The sequence below is a fragment of the Halothece sp. PCC 7418 genome, from assembly GCF_000317635.1.
Classification (GTDB): Bacteria; Cyanobacteriota; Cyanobacteriia; order Cyanobacteriales; family Rubidibacteraceae; genus Halothece.
Map to the genome: position 1 here is coordinate 580,764 of NC_019779.1, position 22,499 is coordinate 603,262.

The 22,499-nt window shown below is 44.1% G+C and carries 18 protein-coding genes; 7 read left to right on the forward strand and 11 right to left on the reverse strand.

Going from position 1 to position 22,499, the window contains the following annotated elements; genetic code table 11:
* Nucleotides 1–46: 46 nt before the first annotated feature.
* From PCC7418_RS02680 to pflB, 4 genes are all read right to left on the reverse strand, one after another.
* Nucleotides 47–1,045: a phosphoribulokinase gene (locus tag PCC7418_RS02680; protein ID WP_015224638.1), complete on the reverse strand. Its 999-nt coding sequence runs from the start codon at nt 1,043–1,045 to the stop codon at nt 47–49.
* A gap of 557 nt (nt 1,046–1,602) precedes the next feature.
* On the reverse strand, nt 1,603–4,248 hold the full coding sequence (adhE, locus tag PCC7418_RS02685) for a bifunctional acetaldehyde-CoA/alcohol dehydrogenase (protein WP_015224639.1): 2,646 nt from the start codon (nt 4,246–4,248) through the stop codon (nt 1,603–1,605).
* A gap of 123 nt (nt 4,249–4,371) precedes the next feature.
* Entirely contained in the window at nt 4,372–5,160 is a 789-nt protein-coding gene (pflA, locus tag PCC7418_RS02690; protein ID WP_015224640.1) for a pyruvate formate-lyase-activating protein, read from the reverse strand.
* Nucleotides 5,161–5,304: 144 nt separating this feature from the next.
* Nucleotides 5,305–7,533 carry a formate C-acetyltransferase gene (pflB, locus tag PCC7418_RS02695; RefSeq protein ID WP_015224641.1) on the reverse strand — a complete coding sequence of 743 codons (2,229 nt, stop codon included), beginning with the start codon at nt 7,531–7,533 and terminating at the stop codon, nt 5,305–5,307.
* Between the two features lie 386 nt (nt 7,534–7,919).
* On the opposite strand from pflB, the gene PCC7418_RS02700 reads away from it, so the two are divergent.
* The 3 genes from PCC7418_RS02700 (at nt 7,920) to ftsH2 (ending at nt 11,781) form a co-directional block, all read left to right on the forward strand.
* The gene (locus PCC7418_RS02700; protein WP_015224642.1) at nt 7,920–8,243 is read left to right on the forward strand and encodes a co-chaperone YbbN; all 324 of its coding nucleotides are present in this window, start codon (nt 7,920–7,922) and stop codon (nt 8,241–8,243) included.
* 171 nt (nt 8,244–8,414) lie between these two features.
* The gene (petH, locus tag PCC7418_RS02705; RefSeq protein ID WP_015224643.1) at nt 8,415–9,620 is read left to right on the forward strand and encodes a ferredoxin--NADP reductase; all 1,206 of its coding nucleotides are present in this window, start codon (nt 8,415–8,417) and stop codon (nt 9,618–9,620) included.
* 265 nt (nt 9,621–9,885) lie between these two features.
* Nucleotides 9,886–11,781, forward strand: coding sequence for an ATP-dependent zinc metalloprotease FtsH2 (gene ftsH2, locus PCC7418_RS02710; RefSeq protein WP_015224644.1), 1,896 nt, complete (start codon nt 9,886–9,888; stop codon nt 11,779–11,781).
* Nucleotides 11,782–11,849: 68 nt separating this feature from the next.
* Here ftsH2 and PCC7418_RS02715 read toward each other — a convergent pair whose 3' ends face one another.
* From PCC7418_RS02715 to PCC7418_RS02730, 4 genes are all read right to left on the reverse strand, one after another.
* Nucleotides 11,850–12,263, reverse strand: coding sequence for a hypothetical protein (locus PCC7418_RS02715; RefSeq protein WP_015224645.1), 414 nt, complete (start codon nt 12,261–12,263; stop codon nt 11,850–11,852).
* Between the two features lie 11 nt (nt 12,264–12,274).
* Nucleotides 12,275–12,733, reverse strand: a complete 459-nt coding sequence (locus PCC7418_RS02720) for an ABA4-like family protein (protein ID WP_015224646.1) — start codon at nt 12,731–12,733, stop codon at nt 12,275–12,277.
* A gap of 79 nt (nt 12,734–12,812) precedes the next feature.
* Entirely contained in the window at nt 12,813–13,574 is a 762-nt protein-coding gene (locus tag PCC7418_RS02725; RefSeq protein WP_015224647.1) for a DUF1995 family protein, read from the reverse strand.
* Nucleotides 13,575–13,578: 4 nt separating this feature from the next.
* Nucleotides 13,579–14,748 carry a cysteine desulfurase family protein gene (locus PCC7418_RS02730; RefSeq protein WP_015224648.1) on the reverse strand — a complete coding sequence of 390 codons (1,170 nt, stop codon included), beginning with the start codon at nt 14,746–14,748 and terminating at the stop codon, nt 13,579–13,581.
* Nucleotides 14,749–14,891: 143 nt separating this feature from the next.
* Between PCC7418_RS02730 and ileS the strand changes: the two genes are divergently transcribed.
* Entirely contained in the window at nt 14,892–17,774 is a 2,883-nt protein-coding gene (gene ileS / locus PCC7418_RS02735) for an isoleucine--tRNA ligase (protein ID WP_015224649.1), read from the forward strand.
* A gap of 78 nt (nt 17,775–17,852) precedes the next feature.
* On the opposite strand, the gene PCC7418_RS02740 is transcribed toward ileS, so the two are convergent.
* Together PCC7418_RS02740 and PCC7418_RS02745 are read right to left on the reverse strand one after the other, a co-directional pair.
* Nucleotides 17,853–18,215, reverse strand: a complete 363-nt coding sequence (locus PCC7418_RS02740; protein WP_015224650.1) for a 2Fe-2S iron-sulfur cluster-binding protein — start codon at nt 18,213–18,215, stop codon at nt 17,853–17,855.
* Nucleotides 18,216–18,284: 69 nt separating this feature from the next.
* Nucleotides 18,285–18,926 (reverse strand): DUF2301 domain-containing membrane protein, encoded by a 642-nt coding sequence (locus PCC7418_RS02745; RefSeq protein ID WP_015224651.1) that lies wholly within the window; start codon nt 18,924–18,926, stop codon nt 18,285–18,287.
* 261 nt (nt 18,927–19,187) lie between these two features.
* On the opposite strand from PCC7418_RS02745, the gene hisG reads away from it, so the two are divergent.
* A complete protein-coding gene (hisG, locus tag PCC7418_RS02750) occupies nt 19,188–19,853 on the forward strand; it encodes an ATP phosphoribosyltransferase (protein WP_015224652.1) in 666 nt (221 codons plus the stop codon).
* A 39-nt stretch (nt 19,854–19,892) separates the two neighbouring features.
* Here hisG and PCC7418_RS02755 read toward each other — a convergent pair whose 3' ends face one another.
* A complete protein-coding gene (locus PCC7418_RS02755; RefSeq protein ID WP_041596126.1) occupies nt 19,893–20,897 on the reverse strand; it encodes a rod shape-determining protein in 1,005 nt (334 codons plus the stop codon).
* Between the two features lie 231 nt (nt 20,898–21,128).
* Here PCC7418_RS02755 and PCC7418_RS02760 point away from each other — a divergent pair, with 231 nt between their 5' ends.
* Both PCC7418_RS02760 and PCC7418_RS02765 read left to right on the forward strand, forming a co-directional pair.
* Entirely contained in the window at nt 21,129–21,488 is a 360-nt protein-coding gene (locus tag PCC7418_RS02760; protein ID WP_015224654.1) for a single-stranded DNA-binding protein, read from the forward strand.
* Nucleotides 21,489–21,564: 76 nt separating this feature from the next.
* Entirely contained in the window at nt 21,565–22,488 is a 924-nt protein-coding gene (locus PCC7418_RS02765; protein ID WP_015224655.1) for a methylenetetrahydrofolate reductase, read from the forward strand.
* The last annotated feature ends 11 nt before the right edge of the window (nt 22,489–22,499 follow it).

Below are 22,499 nucleotides of genomic sequence, written 5' to 3' on the forward strand. Positions count from 1 at the left end.
ATTATTCCCCCGCGAATCTGATTGTTATGGTTCTCTAACCAAAGAATTACACTCTTACTGCTGCTTTGGTTTCTTGGGTTAAGAGTTCGTAGGCTTCCCGCATCTTCAAGCCCACTAAGACTTGGAATAAACCCGTTCCATCATTCGCTCCTGGCGCATCAGGGTGTTTCAACAGAAGCTCAGTCATTTCACCGTAGAATTTAGTTGCGGTCTTGCTTAAATGGCTTTCAATATAAATCATTTCTTCTAGGTTATCAAAATAGCCATCTACCTCTAAGACGGATACTTCATGACCGTAGTAGCTATCTGGACCATAGAAAAGTTTAATACCAGGATAAGCACAAGTTAACTTACGACCACAGGGGCGCCAGTCAATGGTCGAACCTTCATCAAATAAGTAAACGGGCTCAAATCCTTCCACACCCTCTTTCTGGATGAGGCGCACCCGTAGATATTTACTTTCTTTATCTTCAATCAGTTGCGTTGGTAAAACTTGAATGACGATATTAGCAAATTCTTTTTGAGGCTCAATGTAAGCTGTGAAGTCTGGCTTTCTAGCATTAATAGACGCAAGCACGTCTTCGTAAGTGTGACCGCGTTCCGCCATATCACGCTTAATTTTCCAGTTGATTTTGACTTCATCACTGATATCAAGGTAAACACTGAAATCCAGTAATTCTCGCACGCGCTCATCATAGAGTGGATGTAATCCCTCAATCACAACCACTTTATTCGGCTCAATGCGTTCTGGGGGATCAAGTTCTCCCGTTTCGTGATTGTAAATCGGCTTATCAATCGCTTGACCTTCTTTCAGTGCTTTCACTTGCTCATACATGAGGTCAAAGTTGTTCGCTTTAGGATTCAGGGCGGTAACACCTGCTGCTTTTCTTCCTTTGCGATCAAGACTATGATAGTCATCTAAACAAATCACAGTCATAAACTGTTCGCCAAATAGGTCTTTAAGGCGACGCAGAAACGTGGACTTTCCGCAGCCAGAGTCTCCAGCTACACCGATTAATACAACACGATTCGATTCAGTTGTCATAAGTTCTCCCTATATTAGAATCATCAAACAAGTTTTTAAAACCCAATACTCTTCAGAAATCGGGAACGCTCTTACAGTTTGCTCTTAGCAAGGAAAAGTGAACAAACCTAAGCAATCTCTTTTGAGTAGCCCAGCAGGGTTGATAAGTATTTAGTCTTATGTTGGGTGCTAAATCTGCATCTTACCATTAAGATAATACACTCTACAAGTTGACTTCCTCCCAACTGCTCAGTCTAAGGTCGCGTTGAAGATTTATTTTCCCGTTAACAATCGGACAATAACAGATCCCAGTTCTGCATTCTCTACTGATCATCGATAAATTTTTAATTTCTCTCAGTCCTACCGCTTCACCAATTACCGCTAAACTGTACAGAACTGCTCTTAGTGCTTGCTGATCCTCAGTAAATGAATCAAAACTTAAGCCTTCGACTTAGTAACTATTAGCAAATCCCCTACAGCAAATTAACCTTTTTTAAAACGAACAGCAAAGATTAATTTCCCCCCTAGTTAGAAAAAAGGGGGGATTTTAAGGAGGCTGCACCTGTAATGGCTTTGAATTATGCCATAGAATCTGCTGTGCTATCTTCTTCTTCGGTATGATACATCATGCTATCCACGCGACAGCCTTGATACGCCAAAACATACAACTCTTTCAAGTCTTTAATCAGGGGATAACGGGGATTAGCTGCGGTGCATTGGTCATCAAAGGCTTGTTCAGCAAGATTTTCCAGCTTCTCATAAAATTCTCGATCTTCCCCTTGCAGGGTTTCTTTAATGGTCAGAGGAATATCAAGATTTTGTTTGAGATTTTCGATCGCGCTGACTAAGTTTTCCACTTTATCATCGAGCGTCTCCCCACCCAGTTTAAGATAATCCGCTAACCGCGCATACCGTTCTTTGGCATGAGGATATTCATATTGGGGGAAAATCGTCTGCTTAAACGGTGCATCCGTCGTGTTATAACGGATGACATGAGCAATCATCAGCGCGTTGGCTAAACCGTGAGGCACATGGAAGGTCGCCCCTAATTTGTGCGCCATAGAGTGACAAATTCCTAAGAAAGAGTTGGCAAACGCCATTCCCGCGATCGTTGCTGCATAATGGACTTTTTCCCGCGCCACGGGGTCATTTGCCCCATATTTATAGGCATTGGGGAGATACTTAAACAGCAATTCTACTGCTTCTAAAGCTAGCCCTTGGGTAAACTCTGTCGCCACCACCGAAACATAGGCTTCTAAGGCATGGGTTAAAGCATCAATTCCCCCGTAAGCGGTTAACCGTTTTGGCATATTCATCACCAACTCGGGGTCAACAATTGCCATATTTGGCGTGAGGGCGTAATCCGCAAGAGGATACTTCATTCCCGTTTTCTCATCGGTTACCACAGCAAACGGCGTGACCTCAGAACCCGTTCCCGAGGTTGTCGGAACCGCAATCATCATCGCTTTTTCCCCTAATGGCGGTAAGTCATAGACCCGTTTCCGAATATCCATAAAGCGGGTAGCAACCCCTTCAAACTCCACTTCTGGATGTTCGTATAGCAACCACATAATTTTGGCTGCATCCATGGGCGAACCGCCACCAAAGGAAATAATAACATCAGGCTGGAATTGATTCATCGCCTCCACGCCTTTGTTAATTTCCGCGAGCTTGGGATCAGGTTGAACATCATAATAAACTTGATGTTCGACACCAATATCATCTAAAACCTCAGTCACTTCTTTCAGTAACCCCATATCAAATAAAGGTTTATCCGTGACAATAAACGCCCGTTCTTTTCCTTTTAATTCTTGCAGCGCGATCGGTAAACAACCAAACTTGAAATAGATTTTCGGTGGCACACGGAACCATAACATATTTTCCCGTCGCTCAGAAACCGTTTTAATGTTTAAAAGGTGATGGGCAGCAACATTTTCACTGACAGAATTACCACCCCAAGTACCACAACCCAAGGTTAATGACGGATCGAGTTTAAAGTTATACAAATCGCCGATCGCGCCCTGAGAAGAAGGCGTATTAATTAACACCCGTCCTGTGGTGAGAATGCTTTCAAAATGCAAAATTCGAGAATGATTTTGTTGAGCAGTATAAAGAACTGATGTATGTCCCCGTCCCCCTAAACTAATTAATTGTTGTCCCTTTTTCGTTGCCTCTTCAAAGTCTTGGGCATGATACATCGCTAAAACAGGAGACAATTTTTCATAAGCAAAGGGTTCTTCTAAACTGATATCCTCCACTTCTCCAATTAAAACTTTTTTCCCTTTTGCCCCTTCAATTCCTGCCATTTCCGCAATTGTATCGACGGATTGACCGACAATTTTAGCATTAATCCGTCCATCAACAATTAAGACTTTACGAACCGCTTCTCGTTCCTCTTCATTGAGAATATAAGCCCCACGAGCAATGAATTCTTCTCTCACTTTTTCATAGACATCATCCACCACAATCACCGATTGTTCTGAGGCGCAAATCATCCCATTATCAAAAGTTTTACTAATTAAAATTGAACTCACCGCCATGGGAATATTTGCGGTTTCATCAATGACAGCAGGGGTATTTCCCGCACCAACGCCTAAAGATGGCTTACCAGAAGAATAAGCAGCTTTTACCATTCCCGGTCCCCCTGTGGCGAGAATTAAATTCACACTGGGATGCTGCATTAAAGTTTGAGACAGTTCAATGGTCGGTTCATCAATCCAACCAATAATATTAGGGGGCGCACCCGCTTCTAGGGCTGCATCGCGCACAATTTTCGCTGCATCAATGGTGCATTGTTTCGCGCGAGGGTGAGGAGAAAAAATGATGCCATTGCGAGTTTTCAGCGCCAGTAGAGCCTTAAAAATTGCCGTAGAAGTGGGATTAGTCGTAGGAACAATTCCTGCTAAAACTCCAATCGGTTCTGCTATTTTTTGCATCCCATAGTGAGGATCAGATTCAATGATCCCACAGGTTTTCTCATGTTTATATTTGTTATAAATCATTTCCGAAGCAAAGTGATTTTTGATCACCTTGTCTTCTTGCACCCCCATTCCCGTTTCTTGAACCGCCATTTTTGCTAATGGAATGCGATTCATATTGGCAGCTAACGCTGCTTTCTTAAAGATAGCATCCACTTGGTCTTGGGTGTAAGTGGCATATTGCGCTTGGGCTGCTTTCACTTGGGAAATCAGATTTTCGAGTTCTTGGAGGTTGGTAACAGTCATGTATGAGGTCTCCTTTATTTGTCGTGAGACGTTCTAGAGAACGCCTTGAAATAATTAGTCTTTCGTCTTTTATTGCAGTAGTTAATGACCAATGACTAATGACGAATGACTAATGACGAATAACTAATTAACATTGATACCGTAGCTTTGAAAGAGGTGAATTGTACTAGCAATTAACTCTGGTTTTGGTGGTTCTGTGTCTTGAAGTTGATACTTATAACCGAGTTTCTCCCATTTATAAGCACCCATTTGATGAAAGGGCAAAACTTCCAGCTTCTCTACATTATGCAAACTAGAAACAAATTCCGCTAATCTCTTAAGATTATCAATGGGATCAGTGAGATTTGGAACTAGCACAAAGCGAATCCAAGTGGGTTTATTGATCTCGTCAAGATACCGAGCAAATTTGAGTGTGGGTTCAATAGCAACACTAGTAACACTGCGATAAATGTCTGGGACACTAGATTTAATATCCAGTAAGACCAAATCGGTCTTCTCCAGCACGGGTTTGGCTGCTGCTAGGGGGACATAACCAGAAGTGTCTAATGCGGTATGAATCCCGAGATCTTGACAGTGTTGAAAAATCGCTTCCACAAACTGAGGCTGCATCAGGGGTTCTCCCCCCGTTACTGTCACCCCGCCCCCAGAAAAGCGCATATAAGACCGATATTTTTCAACTTCTGAGATGAGCTCGTCAACGGCGACTTCAGTTCCATTTTCTGGGTTAAAACAATCAGGGTTATGACAGTAGAGACAACGGAGGGGACAGCCTTGGGTGAAAATTACAAATCGAATCCCCGGTCCATCGACTGTACCACAGCTTTCGACGGAGTGGATTCGTCCTTGGGTTGGTGTTGGCATTGTGGTTGTATGGAAAGGGTCAAGGTGAGTTTCAGATTGATCTGGATTCATAAATGAGTCACAAGGGAGAACGAATCACGAATAATAATTTTAGTCAGAGATTGTTCTCCAAGCGTGACCCCGCTTTATCTTTAGGGTTTGAAAGCGAGTCACGCTCTTGCTAATTTATCGCAATGACCCTCGTTTCGTCAGGCGTTACACTTTTTCGTGGAAAGTGCGAGAAATGACATCTTCTTGCTGTTCCCGCGTTAGTTTAATAAAGTTCACCGCATAACCAGAAACTCGGATGGTCAGTTGTGGATATTTTTCTGGATGATCCATAGCATCAATTAAGGTTTCTCGGTTGAGAACATTGATGTTAACGTGATGACCACGGTCGTGGAAGTAACCATCTAACATTCCCGTTAAGTTGGTGATGCGGTTGTCGTCTCCTTTGCCGAGGGCTTGCGGAATAATAGAGAAGGTGTAAGAAATGCCATCTTTGGCATTGTCATAAGGCAGTTTTGCCACGGATGATAACGCAGCGATCGCGCCTTTGGTATCCCGCCCATGGATGGGATTGGCTCCCGGTGCAAAGGGTTTTCCGCCTTCGCGTCCATCGGGAGTATTCCCAGTTTTCTTGCCATAGACCACATTGGAGGTGATGGTCAAAATGGATTGCGTGGGCGTTGCTTGGCGATAGGTGGGGTGTTGACGGATGTGATTCATGAGATCACTCACTAAGCTCACAGCAATGTCATCAGCGCGATCGTCGTTATTGCCAAACTTCGGATAATCGCCTTCCACCTGATAACCGACGGCTAAGCCATTGTCATCCCGTAGCACTTTCACCTTGGCATATTTAATCGCAGCAAGGGAGTCTGTTACCACGGATAATCCTGCCATCCCACAGGCCATCGTCCGATACACATCGCGATCGTGCAATGCCATTTGCAGACGTTCATAAGCGTATTTATCGTGCATATAGTGGATGATATTCAGGGCGTTCACATACAGTTTCGATAGCCAACCCATTAAACCTTCAAATTTTGCCATCACCTCCTCATAATCGAGATACTCAGACGTAATCGGTTCACTGGGAGGGGCAACCTGTTCCCCTGATTTTTCATCTTTTCCACCGTTAATGGCATACAGTAACGCTTTCGCCAGATTCACCCGGGCGCCAAAGAACTGCATTTGTTTCCCAATAGGCATCCCAGAAACACAGCAAGCAATCCCATAATCATCGCCGTATTCCGCCCGCATTAAGTCATCATTTTCATACTGAATGGAACTGGTATCAATGGAAACCTTGGCACAGTAACGTTTGAAATTAAGCGGTAAGTGTTCTGACCACAGTACCGTTAAATTCGGTTCTGGAGCCGGTCCTAAGTTATAAAGGGTATGGAGAAATCGGAAGTTAGTCCGTGTCACTAAAGGACGACCATCTAAGCCCATCCCGCCTAAACCTTCCGTGACCCAAGTCGGATCCCCAGAGAAGAGTTGATTATACTCTGGTGTTCGCAAGAAACGCACCATCCGTAACTTCATCACGAAATGGTCAATCATTTCTTGGGCTTGCCATTCATCAATCAAACCTTTTTCTAGATCCCGTTCAATGTAAATATCAAGGAACGTTGACACCCGCCCTAAGGACATTGCAGCGCCATTTTGTTCTTTGACCGCCCCTAAATACCCAAAATAAGTCCATTGAATCGCTTCTTGAGCCGTTTCCGCCGGGTAAGCAAGATCAAAACCATAACTGGCTGCCATGGTGTGCAAATCTTTCAGGGCTTTGATTTGTTCTGTAATTTCTTCCCGTAAACGAATCACATCTTCAGTCATCGTTTCCTCTTCTAGGGAATCCAGTTGTGCTTTTTTATCAGCAACTAAATGGTCAATCCCATAAAGGGCAATGCGACGGTAATCGCCAATAATGCGACCGCGCCCATAGGCATCGGGCAACCCCGTGATGACACCAGAGTGACGGGCTAAACGCATTTGTTTGCTATAGGCGGAAAAAACACCATCGTTATGGCTTTTACGGTATTTCGTAAAAATTTCATCGGTTTCTGGATCGAGTTGATAACCGTAGGCTTCGAGAGATTTTTTCACAACCCGAATGCCCCCAGCTGGCATAATGGCGCGTTTGAGGGGTTGATCGGTTTGTAAGCCAACAATTTTTTCTAAGGTTGGATCAATATAACCAGGGGCGTGAGCGGTAATTCCTGCGGGAATTTTTGTCTCTGTATCTAAAATCCCTTTTTTTCGCTCTTCTTCCATTAACAATTGGACTTTTTCCCAGAGATTCTTCGTTTCTTCTGTTGCGCCCACTAAAAATGATTCGTCACCAGTGTAGGGGGTATAGTTCTTTTGGATAAAGTCGCGGACATCAATATTTTCTACCCATTGACCGGGCACAAATCGTTCGGTTTTAGTTAGCATCTAATCTTCCCCTTCACAATTGATCTAATCGCAATTTTTCGAGAAAATGTGATCGATTTTACGATGTTTGATCTGATACTCAATCGCTTTTTTGACGACCCGCATTTTTGCTCTCTTTTTCCTATTTTAATCAGTTGAGTTGGCAGATTTCCTCTGCTTCAAAATAGTTCATAAAAAAATATTTTTTGTATGATTTAAAACGTAAACAAATTATTAAATTTAAGGTTCACCTATTGAGGACAGTGATCAGTTACCAAAGAACAAAGAACACGAGAGTGAAAACTACTTTATTTTTCTTTGTCAGATCAACCGAGGAGAGCTTTCCCTCGCGATCGCGCATCTGATAGGGTAGAGTTAATCAAACTTAACAAATAGGAGCAACCAGCATGGCAGAAACCCCTTATATTCAAAGCGAAACCGAACTCGACGAACTGATTGCGAATGAATCCGTGTTAGTTGTGGACTGTACTGCAACTTGGTGTGGACCGTGTAAATTAGTTTCCCCTTTGATTGATCAGTTAAATGGGGCTTACAGCGATCGCGCTCAAATTCGGAAACTGGATCTCGATGAGCACAAGCCCGTTGCCAAACGCTTTGCCATCAAAAGCATTCCCGCCGTGATGTTCTTTAAGGGAGGCGAACAAGTAGAAACCCTCGTCGGCGCAAAAACCTACGAAGAATACAGCACAGAATTAGAGAAACACCTGTAACCTAGAGACGAGATAGTGTTACCCTATTGGGTTAGGAAAGTTTCCGAGTCAACAGTCTATCTGCATCCAGAAAGTTTAGCATTGGATCATACCACTGGCTCTTTTAAAGCAACAATCCATAAGATAATCTTTGTAAAATAAGTTAAAACAGAAATTGGGAGAGAGAAAATCATGTACGGTCCCACCCCGTCAGCCAATACAGTTAATAACACAGCATACGCCAATCGCTTCTTTGTTTACGAGGTCGTTGGTTTAAAGCAAAACGAAGTCACTGATCAAATCGAATCACCAATTCGTAAAAGTGGCAGTGTTTACATCACGGTTCCCTATAACCGCATGAATCAAGAAATGCAACGCATTACTCGCATGGGTGGGAAAATTGTGAGTATCAAGCCTCTAAACGATAATAATCACTCAGATCAGGCTGGGACAGTTGGGCAGCAAGATCAACAAGCAGCCATGACTGACAGCAAAGCAAAAACCAAATCCAAAGGGAAGTCTGATGTTCCGGTTAACATCTACAAGCCAAAAAACCCTCTCATTGGAAAATGTATTGAAAACCGAGAACTGGTGAAAGAAGGTGGAGTCGGTCGCGTTCGTCATCTCACCTTTGATGTTTCTAATAGCGATATGCGCTATCTGGAAGGGCAAAGTATCGGGATCATTCCTCCTGGAAAAGATGACAAAGGAAAACCCCACAAACTGCGCTTATATTCCATCGCCTCCACCCGTCATGGGGATAAAGGCGATGACAATACTGTTTCTCTTTGTGTGCGGGAATTGGTGTATCAACATCCCGAAACCAATGAAACTATCTATGGGGTTTGTTCTAGCTATCTCTGCAACCTTGACGAAGGCGCTGATGTCACCATTACCGGTCCAGTGGGGAAAGAAATGCTCTTACCTGAAGATCCCAACGCCAATATCATTATGATGGCAACGGGAACTGGAATTGCTCCTTATCGTGCTTATCTGCGTCGGATGTTCCAAGAAAAGCATGAAGACTATAAGTTTAACGGATTTGCTTGGTTGATTTTTGGGGTTCCCTATACCGAGAATATCTTGTACAAGGAAGACTTAGAAAAAATGCAAGCAGAATACCCCGACAACTTCCGTCTTACTTACGCCATCAGTCGGGAACAAAAAACAGACGATGGTAAGAAAATGTATATCCAAAATCGGGTTGCCCAGCAAGTGTCCGAAATTTGGGAATTACTGCAAGATGAGAAAACCCATGCTTATATTTGCGGTTTGAAAGGAATGGAAGATGGCATTGACGAAGCCCTTTCCGCAGAAGCGCAAAAACATGGCGAAGATTGGTCTCAGTTCCAGAAGAGTCTGAAGAAAGCTGGACGTTGGCACGTTGAAACTTATTAATTCAGTGACCAGTGATCAGTAAGAAGGTTTAACTAATTGCTTTTTCCCGAATTCCCCCCAATTTTGGGGGTTTTTTATTTCGTCATTGGTTATTCGACAACAAGGGACAAAGGACAAACAAATGAGAAATATGTTAAGTTAGGTTAAGAAGCACAAAATATAGAATAGAAAGTTACAAAACTTTTAAATAATCTTCCTCATGGGAGACGTTGAAAAAAAGAGCTTGACTTAAGCATTATAGTAAGACACACAAAGGACTTAAACAATGAAACTACCTTGGCGGGTAATCTTACTCTGGACATTACCGATCCTCGTGGTTGGTTTTTTCCTCTGGCAGGGAACTTTCTCTCCCAATGCTGGAGAACTCACCGGCGGTAACTCAGCCAATACAAGATTGAGTTATGGTCGCTTCTTAGAATATTTAGAATCCGAGCGGGTACAGTCGGTTGATTTGTACGATAATGGCAGAACAGCAATTGTACAAGCCAGTGACCCTCAACTTAGTGGCAGCACTCAACGGTATCGCGTCGATCTCCCTGAAAATGCCCCCGAACTGATTACAAAAATGCGGGAAGCAGATGTTGCTATTGACTCCCACGATAGTGGCGACAACAGTGCCATTTGGGGCTTCTTAGGCAATTTAATTTTCCCAGTTCTCCTGATTGGGGCTTTATTCTTCCTCTTCCGTCGTTCTAATAACGCGGGTGGCGGTCCCGGACAAGCGATGAACTTTGGTAAATCTCGCGCTCGTTTCCAAATGGAAGCGAAAACTGGGGTTCTCTTTGATGATGTCGCTGGTGTAGAGGAAGCCAAAGAAGAACTACAGGAAGTGGTTACTTTCTTGAAACAACCAGAACGATTTACCGCAGTGGGCGCGAAAATCCCCAAAGGCGCTTTATTAGTTGGCCCCCCAGGAACTGGTAAAACCCTAATGGCAAAAGCAATCGCTGGTGAAGCTGGCGTTCCCTTCTTCAGCATTTCCGGTTCGGAATTTGTGGAAATGTTTGTTGGGGTCGGTGCGTCTCGCGTCCGTGACCTCTTCAAGAAAGCAAAAGAAAACGCCCCTTGTCTGATCTTCATTGATGAAATCGACGCTGTGGGTCGTCAGCGTGGGGCTGGTATTGGTGGCGGTAACGATGAACGGGAACAAACCCTGAACCAGTTACTCACCGAAATGGATGGATTTGAAGGCAATACAGGGATTATCATTATTGCTGCAACCAACCGTCCTGATGTCCTTGATACCGCATTGTTACGTCCTGGACGTTTTGATCGTCAGGTCACTGTTGATGCACCAGATGTCAAAGGACGGATTTCGATTCTTAATGTTCATGCGCGGAACAAGAAATTAGATCCTGATGTTTCTTTAGAGTCGATCGCGCGACGGACTCCTGGCTTCACAGGGGCTGATTTAGCGAACTTGCTCAATGAAGCAGCAATTTTAACAGCGCGTCGTCGTAAATCTGCGATAACCTTAGCTGAAATTGATGATGCAGTGGATCGGGTGGTCGCTGGTATGGAAGGAACACCATTAGTGGATAGCAAGAGCAAGCGGTTGATTGCTTACCATGAAGTCGGTCATGCTATTATCGGAACGTTAATTCCTGATCACGATCCAGTACAGAAAGTTACTTTAATTCCCCGTGGACAAGCCCAAGGATTAACTTGGTTTACGCCCAGTGAAGAACAAATGCTCGTCTCGCGATCGCAGCTTAAAGCCCGTATTACAGGCGCATTAGGCGGTCGTGCTGCTGAAGAAGAAGTCTTTGGCGATGCCGAAGTGACCTCTGGTGCTGGCGGTGACTTACAACAACTAACCGCAATGGCGCGTCAAATGGTCACTCGCTTCGGAATGTCGGATCTCGGTCCGATGTCTTTAGAAAGCCAAAATAGTGAAGTTTTCCTAGGCGGTGGACTCATGAATCGTTCCGAATATTCCGAAGAAATTGCCTCTCGCATTGATTCTCAAGTGCGGGAAATTGTCGAACAATGTCACGATAATGCCCGTCGCATCATTCGTGATCACCGAGTTGCCATTGACCGCCTTGTGGACTTGCTGATTGAGAAAGAAACCATTGATGGCGATGAATTCCGTCAAATTCTTTCTGAATATACTGATATTCCAGAAAAAGAACAGTATGTTCCTCAAATGCAACAATAATCAATCACTGATTATTGCTTGAAAAAAAGGAGATGGGATTAATCCCCGTCTCCTTTCTTTTTTTGAGACTAACGCCAGTAATAACGACCTTTCCAAAACACACCCACCATCATTCCCAAAAAGGTCGGATAAGAAAGAGAAACCAAAAAGCTGGGTAAAGGAAGTAAATTCGTTAATCCAAGAATAATTAATAAACAAAGCACTAACGCCCATAAACTCCCTGCATTCAAAAAGATTTGAGATTGGAAGTAATCGCAAACAATAACCCCCAAAACGCCAACTCCTGCTGCTGCTGCTAAAGGGAGTAAGATCCCGAGAGGGGGTGATAAGACAATTGAAATGCTTTGTTGGAGGGCGGGAAGATTAGAAATCAGGAAGATCAATAAATAATCGATCGCGCTGGCGATCGCAATGGTAATCAAAGCAACGAGAAACAGCGGTTTCCAAGGTTGAGATTTAAACCCACGGAGAGGATCATTCATAATTCAACGCCTCAACTAGAGGTGGCTTCTGTCGTTTCTGATTTTTTAAAGAATTGTTCTGTAATCCAAGCGGTAATAATGTGAGAAAGAAGTCCAATTGGACCAGCAAATAGACATAAAATAATGGAATGAACGGTAAAAATTCCTTTTTCTTGTCCTTGCCAATAAACCCAGCGACCGACAAATAAATCCATGACTAAAAAGTGCGCCCATCCCGTTGCAGCAGCACTTTCTTCACCAAAGAATTGGCTAATCGTCGGTAAATCTGGATTGGATAAGGCTTCGGCTGATTCCGCATTTAAAGTATTCGCAAAAAAGAAGATATAAAAACCGACTAAAATAATAAAAGGCACATAAGAAGACATGACTTTTTTTGTCACGCCCCAATTGGGAAGAAAAATAATTAAAGCCCAAAAGGGTAAAACAAACAGGTTGGCAATATCAAAAGCAAGATTAATATTCATAGTCATTAGTCATTAGTCATTGGTCATTAGTCTCGCAAACAACAAAAATTAAGCAGCTACTTCGTCACTCCAAAAATTGCGATGATTACTGACTAAGGGCTTTTAAGAAGCGTTGTAAGCTATTAAAAATCCCTTGTTTTCTCGCGGGTTTAGAAGCAAAGGCGGGAGTTTCTTCAGCAGAAACATCTTCTCCAGATGCTTTTCTGAGTAAGCGATCTAATGTATCACCGACAGGTTTTTCGGGTTCTTCACAAAAGAATTCATAATTATTTTCGCCTTTTTCAATCCACAATTGCCATGATGAAGGATACCGTTTGAGAAGCGCTGCTTCCTCAAGAGGTTGTAAATAATAGCAACTTTCAAGGGTGCTTAAAAACCGTTCTCGTAATTGCCTTGCTGCATAACCAATTCCCACAGTCGCCACATCTTCTAACTGTGGAATTAAGAGAATCACTGGACGATCACCAGCAAGATTACAGAGTTTTTCTACTTTTTGCACTTCCACCGCCGAGGGAGAAACCAGTAAGAACATTTGGTCGTCTTCTGATACTTTTTTCTCAATGGGAGTGTTGCGACTGCCTAAATCATTGACTTGAAAAGACACATCTGCCCAATTGCGTCTCGCTAAAGCTGCTGCGCCAGTGTCGGGAAATAAAACTTTTAAACCTGATCCATAATCATCTTCCAATAAATCAGCAAATTCTTTAGCAATCTTTTCCCCTTGCAGAGCAATTTCTGGGATTCTTAACTCCACTTGTAAACGAGTTAACCCAGCTTCTAAGGCGGTGAGTGTTGATTGTTTTGCTTGCGCGATCGCGCTTTCTAAGGTGACTGGAAACTCCATCATTACTTTATTTTGTTAATACCAAACTTGACTCTTCAATTAACCGTTGTAAAACTTGTCTTAAAACTAATGCTGTCCACTCCATATCCGCTGCGGTGGTACTGCGTCCTAAGGTTAAGCGGATGCCAGCCATCGCCATTTCCTGAGAATAGCCCATCGCCAGCAAAATCGGACTCGGTTTCAGTTTACCACTATCACAAGCAGAGCCAGCACTAATGCCGATTCCAGCTAAGTTTAATTGACGAACTAAGGTTTGTCCTGTAATTACTTCCACTGGGCTTTTAACCGCAAAACTGACATGATGAGGAAGTCGCTCGCGCGGATGTCCTGTAGGAATTAAATGAGGACAATCGGCAAGTAAATCAAATAATTGATCCCGTAAGCCCTGCAAACGTGGCGTTTCTGTCGGCATCGCGAGTCTTGCTAATTTCGAGGCGACCCCTAACGCTGCGATCGCGCCCACCGCTAGCGTTCCTGAGCGCAATTGTCTTTCTTGTCCACCGCCTGTGAGTAAGGGGTTGAGTTCCATTCCCTCCCGAACATACAACGCACCTGCGCCTTGTACCCCATACATTTTGTGACCAGAAAGAGACAGTAAATCCACAGGAAGTTGTTGGACATCAATTGGTAAGCGTCCGGCGACTTGTACCGCATCCGTGTGGAATAAAATGCCTCTAGCGCGGGCAATTTTTCCCAGTGGCGCGATCGGTTGTAGCGTCCCCACTTCACTTTGTCCATAGATAACAGAAATCAGAACCGTATTCCTTTGAATCGCTTGTTCTAAATCCCACGGATGAACTTGTCCATATTGATTCACAGGTAAACGAGTGACCTCCCAACCCCACCTCTCTAGACGCTGGGCAGTTTTTTCAACCGCAGAATGTTCCACACTGGAAATAATTAAATGTTGGGGAGACGCATATTGATCCGCAACTCCCAGTAACGCTAAATTATCCGCTTCTGTTCCCCCAGAAGTAAAAATAATGGTCTCGGGTGTCTGGGCATTAATCAACTGCGCCGTTTCCACTCGCGCCATTTCCACTTCCATCGCGGAACGTTCTCCCCAAGCATGAAGGCTAGAAGGATTTCCCCAATGTTGGCTTAAAACCGCTTGCATTTTAGCAATAACATCGGGATGAGGCGGTGTGGTTGCACTGTGATCAAGATAGATTTGCATAGGCTTTGCGAGGACTTCGTTATTTTCTATGTTACAGGCTCTCCACTCAAGCTAGAGAGTTTCAACGGAAGAACTAATAACGTTAAAATATCGGTACGATTCTCGTTATTAACTGTCCACTAGCAAACGACAACGCAAGACCAGTGACAACCAACAAGAGTTATAAGGACACGATCAATCTCCCTAAAACGGATTTTGCCATGCGGGCGAATGCCAAACAGCGCGAACCTGAAATTCAGGCATTTTGGCAGCAGGAACAAATCTATGAAACCCGATCGCAGCAAAATCCCAAAGATGTATTTGTTTTGCATGATGGACCCCCCTACGCCAACGGTTCATTGCACATGGGACACGCTCTGAATAAAATCCTGAAAGATATCATCAACAAATATAAGATTTTACAAGGGTATAAGGTGCGCTATGTTCCTGGTTGGGATTGTCACGGCTTACCGATTGAATTAAAAGTTTTACAGAACATTGAGGAAAAAGATCGCGCCCATTTAACGCCCATTAAGTTACGGAAAAAAGCAGCGAAGTTTGCTCATAAAACCATTGACGAACAACGAGAAGGCTTCAAGCGTTATGGGGTTTGGGGAGATTGGGACAACCCTTATTTAACCCTGAACCCAGCTTACGAAGCAGCCCAAATTGGTGTTTTTGGGGAAATGGCGTTAAAAGGCTATATTTATCGCGGTTTGAAACCCGTCCATTGGAGTCCGAGTTCTAAAACTGCTCTCGCGGAGGCGGAATTAGAATATCCTGAAGGACACACTTCTCCCAGTATCTATGCTGTGTTTCCTGTGACCGCATTAGGAGAAGCAGCGCAAGCAACCTTAGGGGAGTATGCTTCCAGTTTAGGGGTTGCGATTTGGACAACCACTCCTTGGACGATTCCAGGGAATCTAGCCGTCGCCGTCAATCCTGATTTAACTTATGCCGTCGTGGAACAATCAGGAGAAGATGCACAATGTCAGTATTGGATTGTTGCTGCGGAGTTAGTCGAGAAACTGTCTGCAACTTTAGGACAGTCGCTGACGGTAAAAACAACTCTCCCTGGAAAAGCCTTAGAACATTGTCAGTATCGCCATCCCTTGTTTGATCGCGAAAGTAAGGTTTTAATCGGTGGGGATTATATTACAACCGACTCAGGAACGGGATTAGTTCATACCGCACCAGGACATGGTCAAGAAGACTATGTGGTCGGAATGCGCTATGGGTTACCGATTTTATCCCCAGTGGATGAACAAGGAACGTTTACGGAAGAAGCGGGTCAGTTTGCAGGGTTAGAAGTCCTTAACGGTGGGAATGATGCTGTCATTGAAGCGTTACAAGCAGCGAACTCTCTTCTGAAACAAGAACCGTATCAGCATAAATATCCCTACGATTGGCGCAGCAAAAAACCTACCATTTTCCGCGCTACCGAACAGTGGTTTGCTTCTGTGGAAGGCTTTCGGGAAGCAGCATTAATGGCGATTTCAGGCGTGAATTGGTTACCGAAACAGGGAGAAAATCGCATTCGCGCGATGGTGTCTCAGCGCAGTGATTGGTGTATTTCCCGTCAACGTAGTTGGGGTGTTCCCATTCCCGTATTTTATGACGAGGAAACCAATGAACCCTTACTGACTCCAGAGACCATTGCTCATGTCCAGAATATCATTGCGGATCAAGGATCGGATGCGTGGTGGGAAATGTCCACCGAGGAGTTGTTACCCCCAGAGTATCGGAATAATGGACGCACTTATCGGAAGGGAACGGATACCATGGATGTGTGGTTTGATTCGGGTTCTTCTTGGGCTGCGGTAGCGAAACAGCGAGAAGAGTTAACTTATCCTGTTGATATGTATTTGGAAGGATCGGATCAACATCGCGGTTGGTTTCAGTCGAGTTTATTAACCAGTGTCGCCACAGAAGGGGTTGCGCCTTATAAAACTGTTTTGACTCATGGCTTTGTCTTAGATGAAAAAGGCTACAAAATGAGTAAGTCTATGGGAAATGTGGTTGATCCTGCGGTGATTATTAATGGGGGTAAGAATCAAAAGAAAGAACCTGCTTATGGGGCGGATATTTTACGGTTGTGGGCTTCTTCGGTGGATTATTCGGCGGATGTTCCCATTGGTCAAGGGATTCTCAAACAGTTAGCAGATGCTTATCGGAAAATTCGTAATACCGTCCGCTTTCTGTTGGGGAATTTACATGATTTTGACCCCAAAACCGATGGCGTTGCTTATGAACAACTCCCCAGTTTAGATCAGTATATGTTGCATCGGACAGGAGAAGTGTTTGAGGAGATTACCGCAGCGTTTGAAGAGTTTGAGTTTTTCCGCTTCTTCCAAACGGTTCAGAATTTCTGTGTGGTGGATTTATCAAACTTCTATTTGGATATTGCCAAAGATCGGTTGTATATTTCCGATGCGAACTCTCTGCGCCGACGCAGTTGTCAGACCGTGTTAGCGATTATTGTCGAAAATCTGGCTCGCGCGATCGCGCCAGTATTATGCCATACTGCAGAAGATATCTGGCAAAATATTCCTTATCCTGTCCCTCACAAGTCCGTTTTCGCCTCAGGATGGATTCCTCAACAAACCGATTGGAAAAATACGGATCTCGCCGAAAGCTGGTCGAAACTGCGACAAGTGCGAGGGGAAGTGAATAAAGTTTTAGAACAAGCCCGCACCGAGAAACTGATTGGCGCATCCCTAGAAGCAAAAATCTTACTGTATGTTTCTGATTCCAGGTTACAAGACCAACTGCGGGAGATGAACCCCAGTGAGACTGTAGGAGACGGGTTGCACGTGGATGAACTCCGCTATCTTTTCCTCGCCTCCCAAGTGGAAGTCTTAGACACGCCAGAGGAAGCTCAAAACGCCCAGTATCACAGTGAAACTGAACTGGTAACGGTGGGAATTGTTAAAGCAGACGGAGAAAAATGCGATCGCTGCTGGAATTATTCAACCCAAGTGGGACAGTTTGAAGATGATCCAACGATTTGCGAGCGATGTCATCACGCCTTAGTCGGTAATTTCTAAAGTTACTGTTGAAAGCGAATTAGGAGAAGGCAGTACATTTACGGTGAAATTTCCGCTTCCTTCTCCACAAACCAACAATTAAGCACTTTGCTGCGAGGGGGTTGAAGAGTCTGGAGACCATTTCACCGTTTCTTCTTGACCCCAGAATCCCGTAAATTTCGTGACTTTTACATCCCCAAGAACTTGGACTTGACAGGATAAACGTCGTGTCGTTTCTTCTTTATGCGGGGGTAAAGACAAGCGCAGTTTTTCTCGCTGACCTCGTGGCGAAACCTCTCCTTCTACTTCTACAGTGCAAGTGCCACAGGTGCCGAGACCATGACAGTTAATGACACGAGCATTGCCATTATAAACCTCAATGTTGTTTTCCAGTAAGACTTTTCGGAGATTTGCCCCGCGATCGCAGGTAAAGGTTTTTCCTTGAGCCGTAACTTGTGGCATGGTTGTTTTCCCTTAAACTAGAGTCCGACAGTTCTATTTTAAACGGATATGATTCAGTAATTACCGAGTCTATCGCACCCCGCCTTCAGTGCGCCGTTGCTGTTTGAGGTAATCAAATACGGATTTATCGCCAATATCAGAAGGAAGATTTTGCGGGAGTTTTCTCAGAGCAAAAATCAAGAAAAAGATTGTCCAAACCGCTAACAACACTTGTTCAATTTCTGGGAGAATTATGCCTGCTAAATGTCCCAACAGTAAAATCGGAACGAGAGGGGTGAGCACTTGCGTTTCTAGGCGATGGAAACAGAAGCCTTCTTTGAAAAAAATGCCAGTGAGGGCTGCAAAAGTAAAGCCAATACCAAAGAGAGTTAGAGGATGGTTATAAACATATAAAGCAAGAGGAACATCTGCTTGAAAACCAATCATAATCGCTGAGATTGTTCCCACTAACCAAAAGACTTGTAGGAGACGATGTAGCGGTAATAAATAGATGTGAATTGTGATTAAACTAATGCCTAAAGCTAGGGAGAACAAACCATACAAATAGGTTAGGCTTTGTAAAACAACTGGGGTTGCTCCTTGCCAGAACAACAGTAGGCTTCCGATCGCAAAGGTGAACGCTGCGACCAATAAGCCCCCCCGATAAATTCTGACTTCAGCGCGATCGCGCTCTGTAATCTCATAAGTGCCAAATTGTCCTTGGTAAACCATAAACTTCCTATTTTCAGTGTTGGTGAAACGATTAATCAAAAAACTATTGATATCACTTCCTGTTTCCTGTCACAGATTACACCTTCTGTCACGGAAGGGACAATCTGCGACCGTTGGTCAAGATTGGGCAGCTTGGACTGTTGTTGAAATCACCTCTGGGTCGTCATCAATAACCAATTGGGGGGAAAGTTTTCCCCTGAATCGTCAACGGGAAACAGGTCATGGTAGGATTACTTTCTGGTTTAGGAAATCTCAAAAAACATGATCACCGTTGCTTTACCCAAAGGGGCTTTACTGAAAGAAAGTATCCGTTTATTTCAGCAAATTGGCTTAGATTTTAGCGCTTTTAATGATCCCAAAAATCGTGCTTTGCAAATTATTGATCCCACGAATACCGCCAGAGCCTTATTAGTTCGAGCCTTAGATGTTCCCGTTTATGTGGAATATGGACAAGCGCAAATGGGCATTGTTGGCTACGATGTCTTACGGGAGAAAACACCAAAAGTTGCTGATTTAGCAGATTTACAATTTGGTTACTGTCGGTTATCGGTTGCAGTAAAGTCAGATAGTCATTATGAGCGTTCTCTCGATTTACCCGCTCACGCCCGTGTGGCTTCAAAGTTTGTCCAATGTGCGCGAGACCATTTTCACAGTTTAGATTTACCCGTTGAAATTGTCCCGTTATATGGTTCTGTAGAATTGGGTCCGATTACGGGAATGTCAGAAGCGATTGTAGATTTAGTTTCCACAGGACGCACACTCAAGGAAAATGGCTTAGTTGAAATTGATTTGTTGTTTGAAAGTACAGCGCACCTGATTGCTCATCCTCTAAGTTACCGCTTAAATCAGGGAAACTTAGCAAAATATTGTCAAGGGATTCGAGAAACGATTGCCTTGCAACAAACAGAACTCACAGCAACCCAATGATAGTGACAAAAGCACTTTTGATGGGTTACTGATCAGTCGCTAACTGCTGGAACTGCCAGTAAAGACTCGGGCTAACTGTTTGAAGTTTTCCAGAACATTCCCAGTCCCGAGAACAACACATTTGAGGGGATCGGGAGCAACATGGGTCACAATCCCCGTTTCATGACTAATTAACGTATCCAGTCCGCGTAGAAGTGCGCCCCCGCCAGCGAGCATAATACCGCGATCAATAATATCCGATGCTAACTCGGGTGGTGTGCGTTCTAACGTTCGTTTCACCGCTTCTACAATCACTGATAAGGGTTCAGACATACTCTCACGAATTTCTGGTGCTTTAATGGTGACCATGCGCGGTAAGCCTGAAAGTAAATGGAGTCCTCGCACATCCATAGATAAGTCATCATCGCCATCAGTGGGATAAGCTGAACTCACCCGAATTTTAATTTCTTCGGCGGTTCGTTCCCCAATGACCATATTATGGACTTTTTTCATATATTGAGTAATCGCATCACTGAGTTCATCACCCGCAACACGAACCGATTCACTCAACACAGTTCCTTGCAAACTGAGAACAGCAACTTCTGTTGTTCCCCCACCAATATCAATAATCATATTGCCTGTGGGTTCAGCAACGGGTAAACCCGCCCCAATAGCAGCAGCAACGGGTTCATCAATCAGATAGACATCTCTGGCCCCTGCTTGAATCGCAGCTTCCATCACCGCTCGTCGTTCCACACCCGTCACGCCTGAAGGAATGCCAATGACAATGCGAGGAGAAACTAAGGCTCTCCCACCGTGTACCCGTTGAATGAAATGTTTCAACATCAGTTCCGCATTATCAAAATCTGCGATCACGCCATCTCGCAAGGGACGTAAAGCCACGACATTGCCAGGAGTCCGCCCTAACATCTGTTTTGCATCTTCCCCTACCGCAAGGGCTTCTTTACTTTCTTGATCCATCGCCACCACTGATGGCTCTTGTAGCACAATACCTTTACCCGAAACATAAACTAAGGTGTTTGCTGTTCCAAGGTCAATTCCCATATCCCGTGAAAGAGATAACCGACTCCAAAAGCTCACTCGTTTCTCTGCCCCCAAAGTGCCATTGATCTTGCTATTTTTTAGAGCAGTCCGCTCTAATTGATGTGGATTTTATTATTTTTGCCAGGGTTACGTCTAGTGGGAAAACGCTAGTTTCTAGAAAAAGATCAATCGAAGGTTAAACTAAGAACAGATTTTGAGCAATTTGATTAAATCTTGATGGAGGAGCAAGTTATGAATCTTAATGTTATTCACCTTGTGGGTCGCGCTGGGGTTGATCCAGAAGTCAAATATTTTGAAAGTGGGACGGTTTTATGCAAATTTCCGATCGCGGTGGATCGACGCAGTAAAAGAGATGATAAACCCGACTGGTTTGAATTGGAAATGTGGGGACGCACCGCAGAAGTGGCTTCAGAATATGTCCGCAAAGGGAAGCAAGTGGGCATTCAAGGGAAATTAAAAATTGAGACTTGGCAAGACCAAAATGGCAACAATCGTTCTCGTCCTGTCGTGCGTGTGGATCGCTTAGATTTACTCGGGAGCAAAGGAGATCAAGGGGGATCAGGATTGAATTACACTCCAGATGAGTTCTAAGTTATTCCCCCAGGAATTTGGCGAGTTTTCCATAAGCCTGTAGTCTAGAACTTGTAGCATTAAAAATTAAGAAATTATGATGAGTCGTTTTCGTCAAGCAGTCGAAGCGAATGAGTTTTTAGTCACGGCTGAGGTTACTCCTCCTAAAGGTGGAAACCCAGAGCGGATGCTACGGGTTGCCCAAGCCTTAAAAGGGCGCGTTCATGCAGTTAATATTACTGATGGCAGTCGCGCCGTTTTGAGGATGTCTTCTCTGGCTGCATCAGTGATTCTTTTAAAACATGACATTGAGCCAGTTTGTCAAGTTGCCTGTCGCGATCGTAACTTGATTGGCATCCAAAGTGATTTAATGGGCGCTCACGCCCTAGGCATTCGTAACATCCTTGCGCTGACAGGTGATCCAGTGAAAGCTGGAGACCACCCCAAAGCCAAAGCTGTCTTTAACTTAGAGTCGGTTCGCTTATTGAAGTTAATCAACAAACTCAATGAGGGAACAGACTTTAATGATAAACCTCTCCCAGATGGCGAATTAGAGTTATTCGCTGGTGCTGCGGTTGATCCGCAATCCGATAGTTGGTCAGGTTTACAAAAACGCTTTGAGCGGAAAGTGGAAGCAGGAGCAGAGTTTTTCCAAAGTCAGATGCTAACGGATTTTGATCGCTTAGAGAAGTTTATGAATGAAGTGGCTTCTCCTGCGAAAAAACCGATTCTTGCTGGCATTTTCTTATTCAAATCGGCAAAAAATGCGCGTTTCATTCAGAAATATGTGCCTGGGGTTCATGTTCCTGAAGAGATTATCCAACGTTTAGATCGCGCCCAAGATCCGCTGCAAGAAGGAATTAAAATTGCTGCTGAGGATGTACAAAAAGCGCGAGAACTCTGTCAAGGAGTTCACATGATGGCAATCAAGAAAGAAGAAGTCGTTCCCGAGATTCTCGATTTAGCTGGGGTGAAGCCAGTGGAAGGCGTTAAACTCCCCACTACCGCACAAGTCCGCTAAAAGGGATTGAG

What these genes read in the sequence shown, in the direction of transcription:
- PCC7418_RS02680 (WP_015224638.1), bottom strand. Translation starts at nt 1,045, where the DNA reads ATGACAACTGAATCGAATCGTGTTGTATTAATCGGTGTAGCTGGAGAC.
- adhE (WP_015224639.1), bottom strand. Translation starts at nt 4,248, where the DNA reads ATGACTGTTACCAACCTCCAAGAACTCGAAAATCTGATTTCCCAAGTG.
- pflA (WP_015224640.1), bottom strand. Translation starts at nt 5,160, where the DNA reads ATGAATCCAGATCAATCTGAAACTCACCTTGACCCTTTCCATACAACC.
- pflB (WP_015224641.1), bottom strand. Translation starts at nt 7,533, where the DNA reads ATGCTAACTAAAACCGAACGATTTGTGCCCGGTCAATGGGTAGAAAAT.
- PCC7418_RS02700 (WP_015224642.1), top strand. Translation starts at nt 7,920, where the DNA reads ATGGCAGAAACCCCTTATATTCAAAGCGAAACCGAACTCGACGAACTG.
- petH (WP_015224643.1), top strand. Translation starts at nt 8,415, where the DNA reads ATGTACGGTCCCACCCCGTCAGCCAATACAGTTAATAACACAGCATAC.
- ftsH2 (WP_015224644.1), top strand. Translation starts at nt 9,886, where the DNA reads ATGAAACTACCTTGGCGGGTAATCTTACTCTGGACATTACCGATCCTC.
- PCC7418_RS02715 (WP_015224645.1), bottom strand. Translation starts at nt 12,263, where the DNA reads ATGAATGATCCTCTCCGTGGGTTTAAATCTCAACCTTGGAAACCGCTG.
- PCC7418_RS02720 (WP_015224646.1), bottom strand. Translation starts at nt 12,733, where the DNA reads ATGACTATGAATATTAATCTTGCTTTTGATATTGCCAACCTGTTTGTT.
- PCC7418_RS02725 (WP_015224647.1), bottom strand. Translation starts at nt 13,574, where the DNA reads ATGATGGAGTTTCCAGTCACCTTAGAAAGCGCGATCGCGCAAGCAAAA.
- PCC7418_RS02730 (WP_015224648.1), bottom strand. Translation starts at nt 14,748, where the DNA reads ATGCAAATCTATCTTGATCACAGTGCAACCACACCGCCTCATCCCGAT.
- PCC7418_RS02740 (WP_015224650.1), bottom strand. Translation starts at nt 18,215, where the DNA reads ATGCCACAAGTTACGGCTCAAGGAAAAACCTTTACCTGCGATCGCGGG.
- PCC7418_RS02745 (WP_015224651.1), bottom strand. Translation starts at nt 18,926, where the DNA reads ATGGTTTACCAAGGACAATTTGGCACTTATGAGATTACAGAGCGCGAT.
- hisG (WP_015224652.1), top strand. Translation starts at nt 19,188, where the DNA reads ATGATCACCGTTGCTTTACCCAAAGGGGCTTTACTGAAAGAAAGTATC.
- PCC7418_RS02755 (WP_041596126.1), bottom strand. Translation starts at nt 20,897, where the DNA reads ATGGGAATTGACCTTGGAACAGCAAACACCTTAGTTTATGTTTCGGGT.
- PCC7418_RS02760 (WP_015224654.1), top strand. Translation starts at nt 21,129, where the DNA reads ATGAATCTTAATGTTATTCACCTTGTGGGTCGCGCTGGGGTTGATCCA.
- PCC7418_RS02765 (WP_015224655.1), top strand. Translation starts at nt 21,565, where the DNA reads ATGATGAGTCGTTTTCGTCAAGCAGTCGAAGCGAATGAGTTTTTAGTC.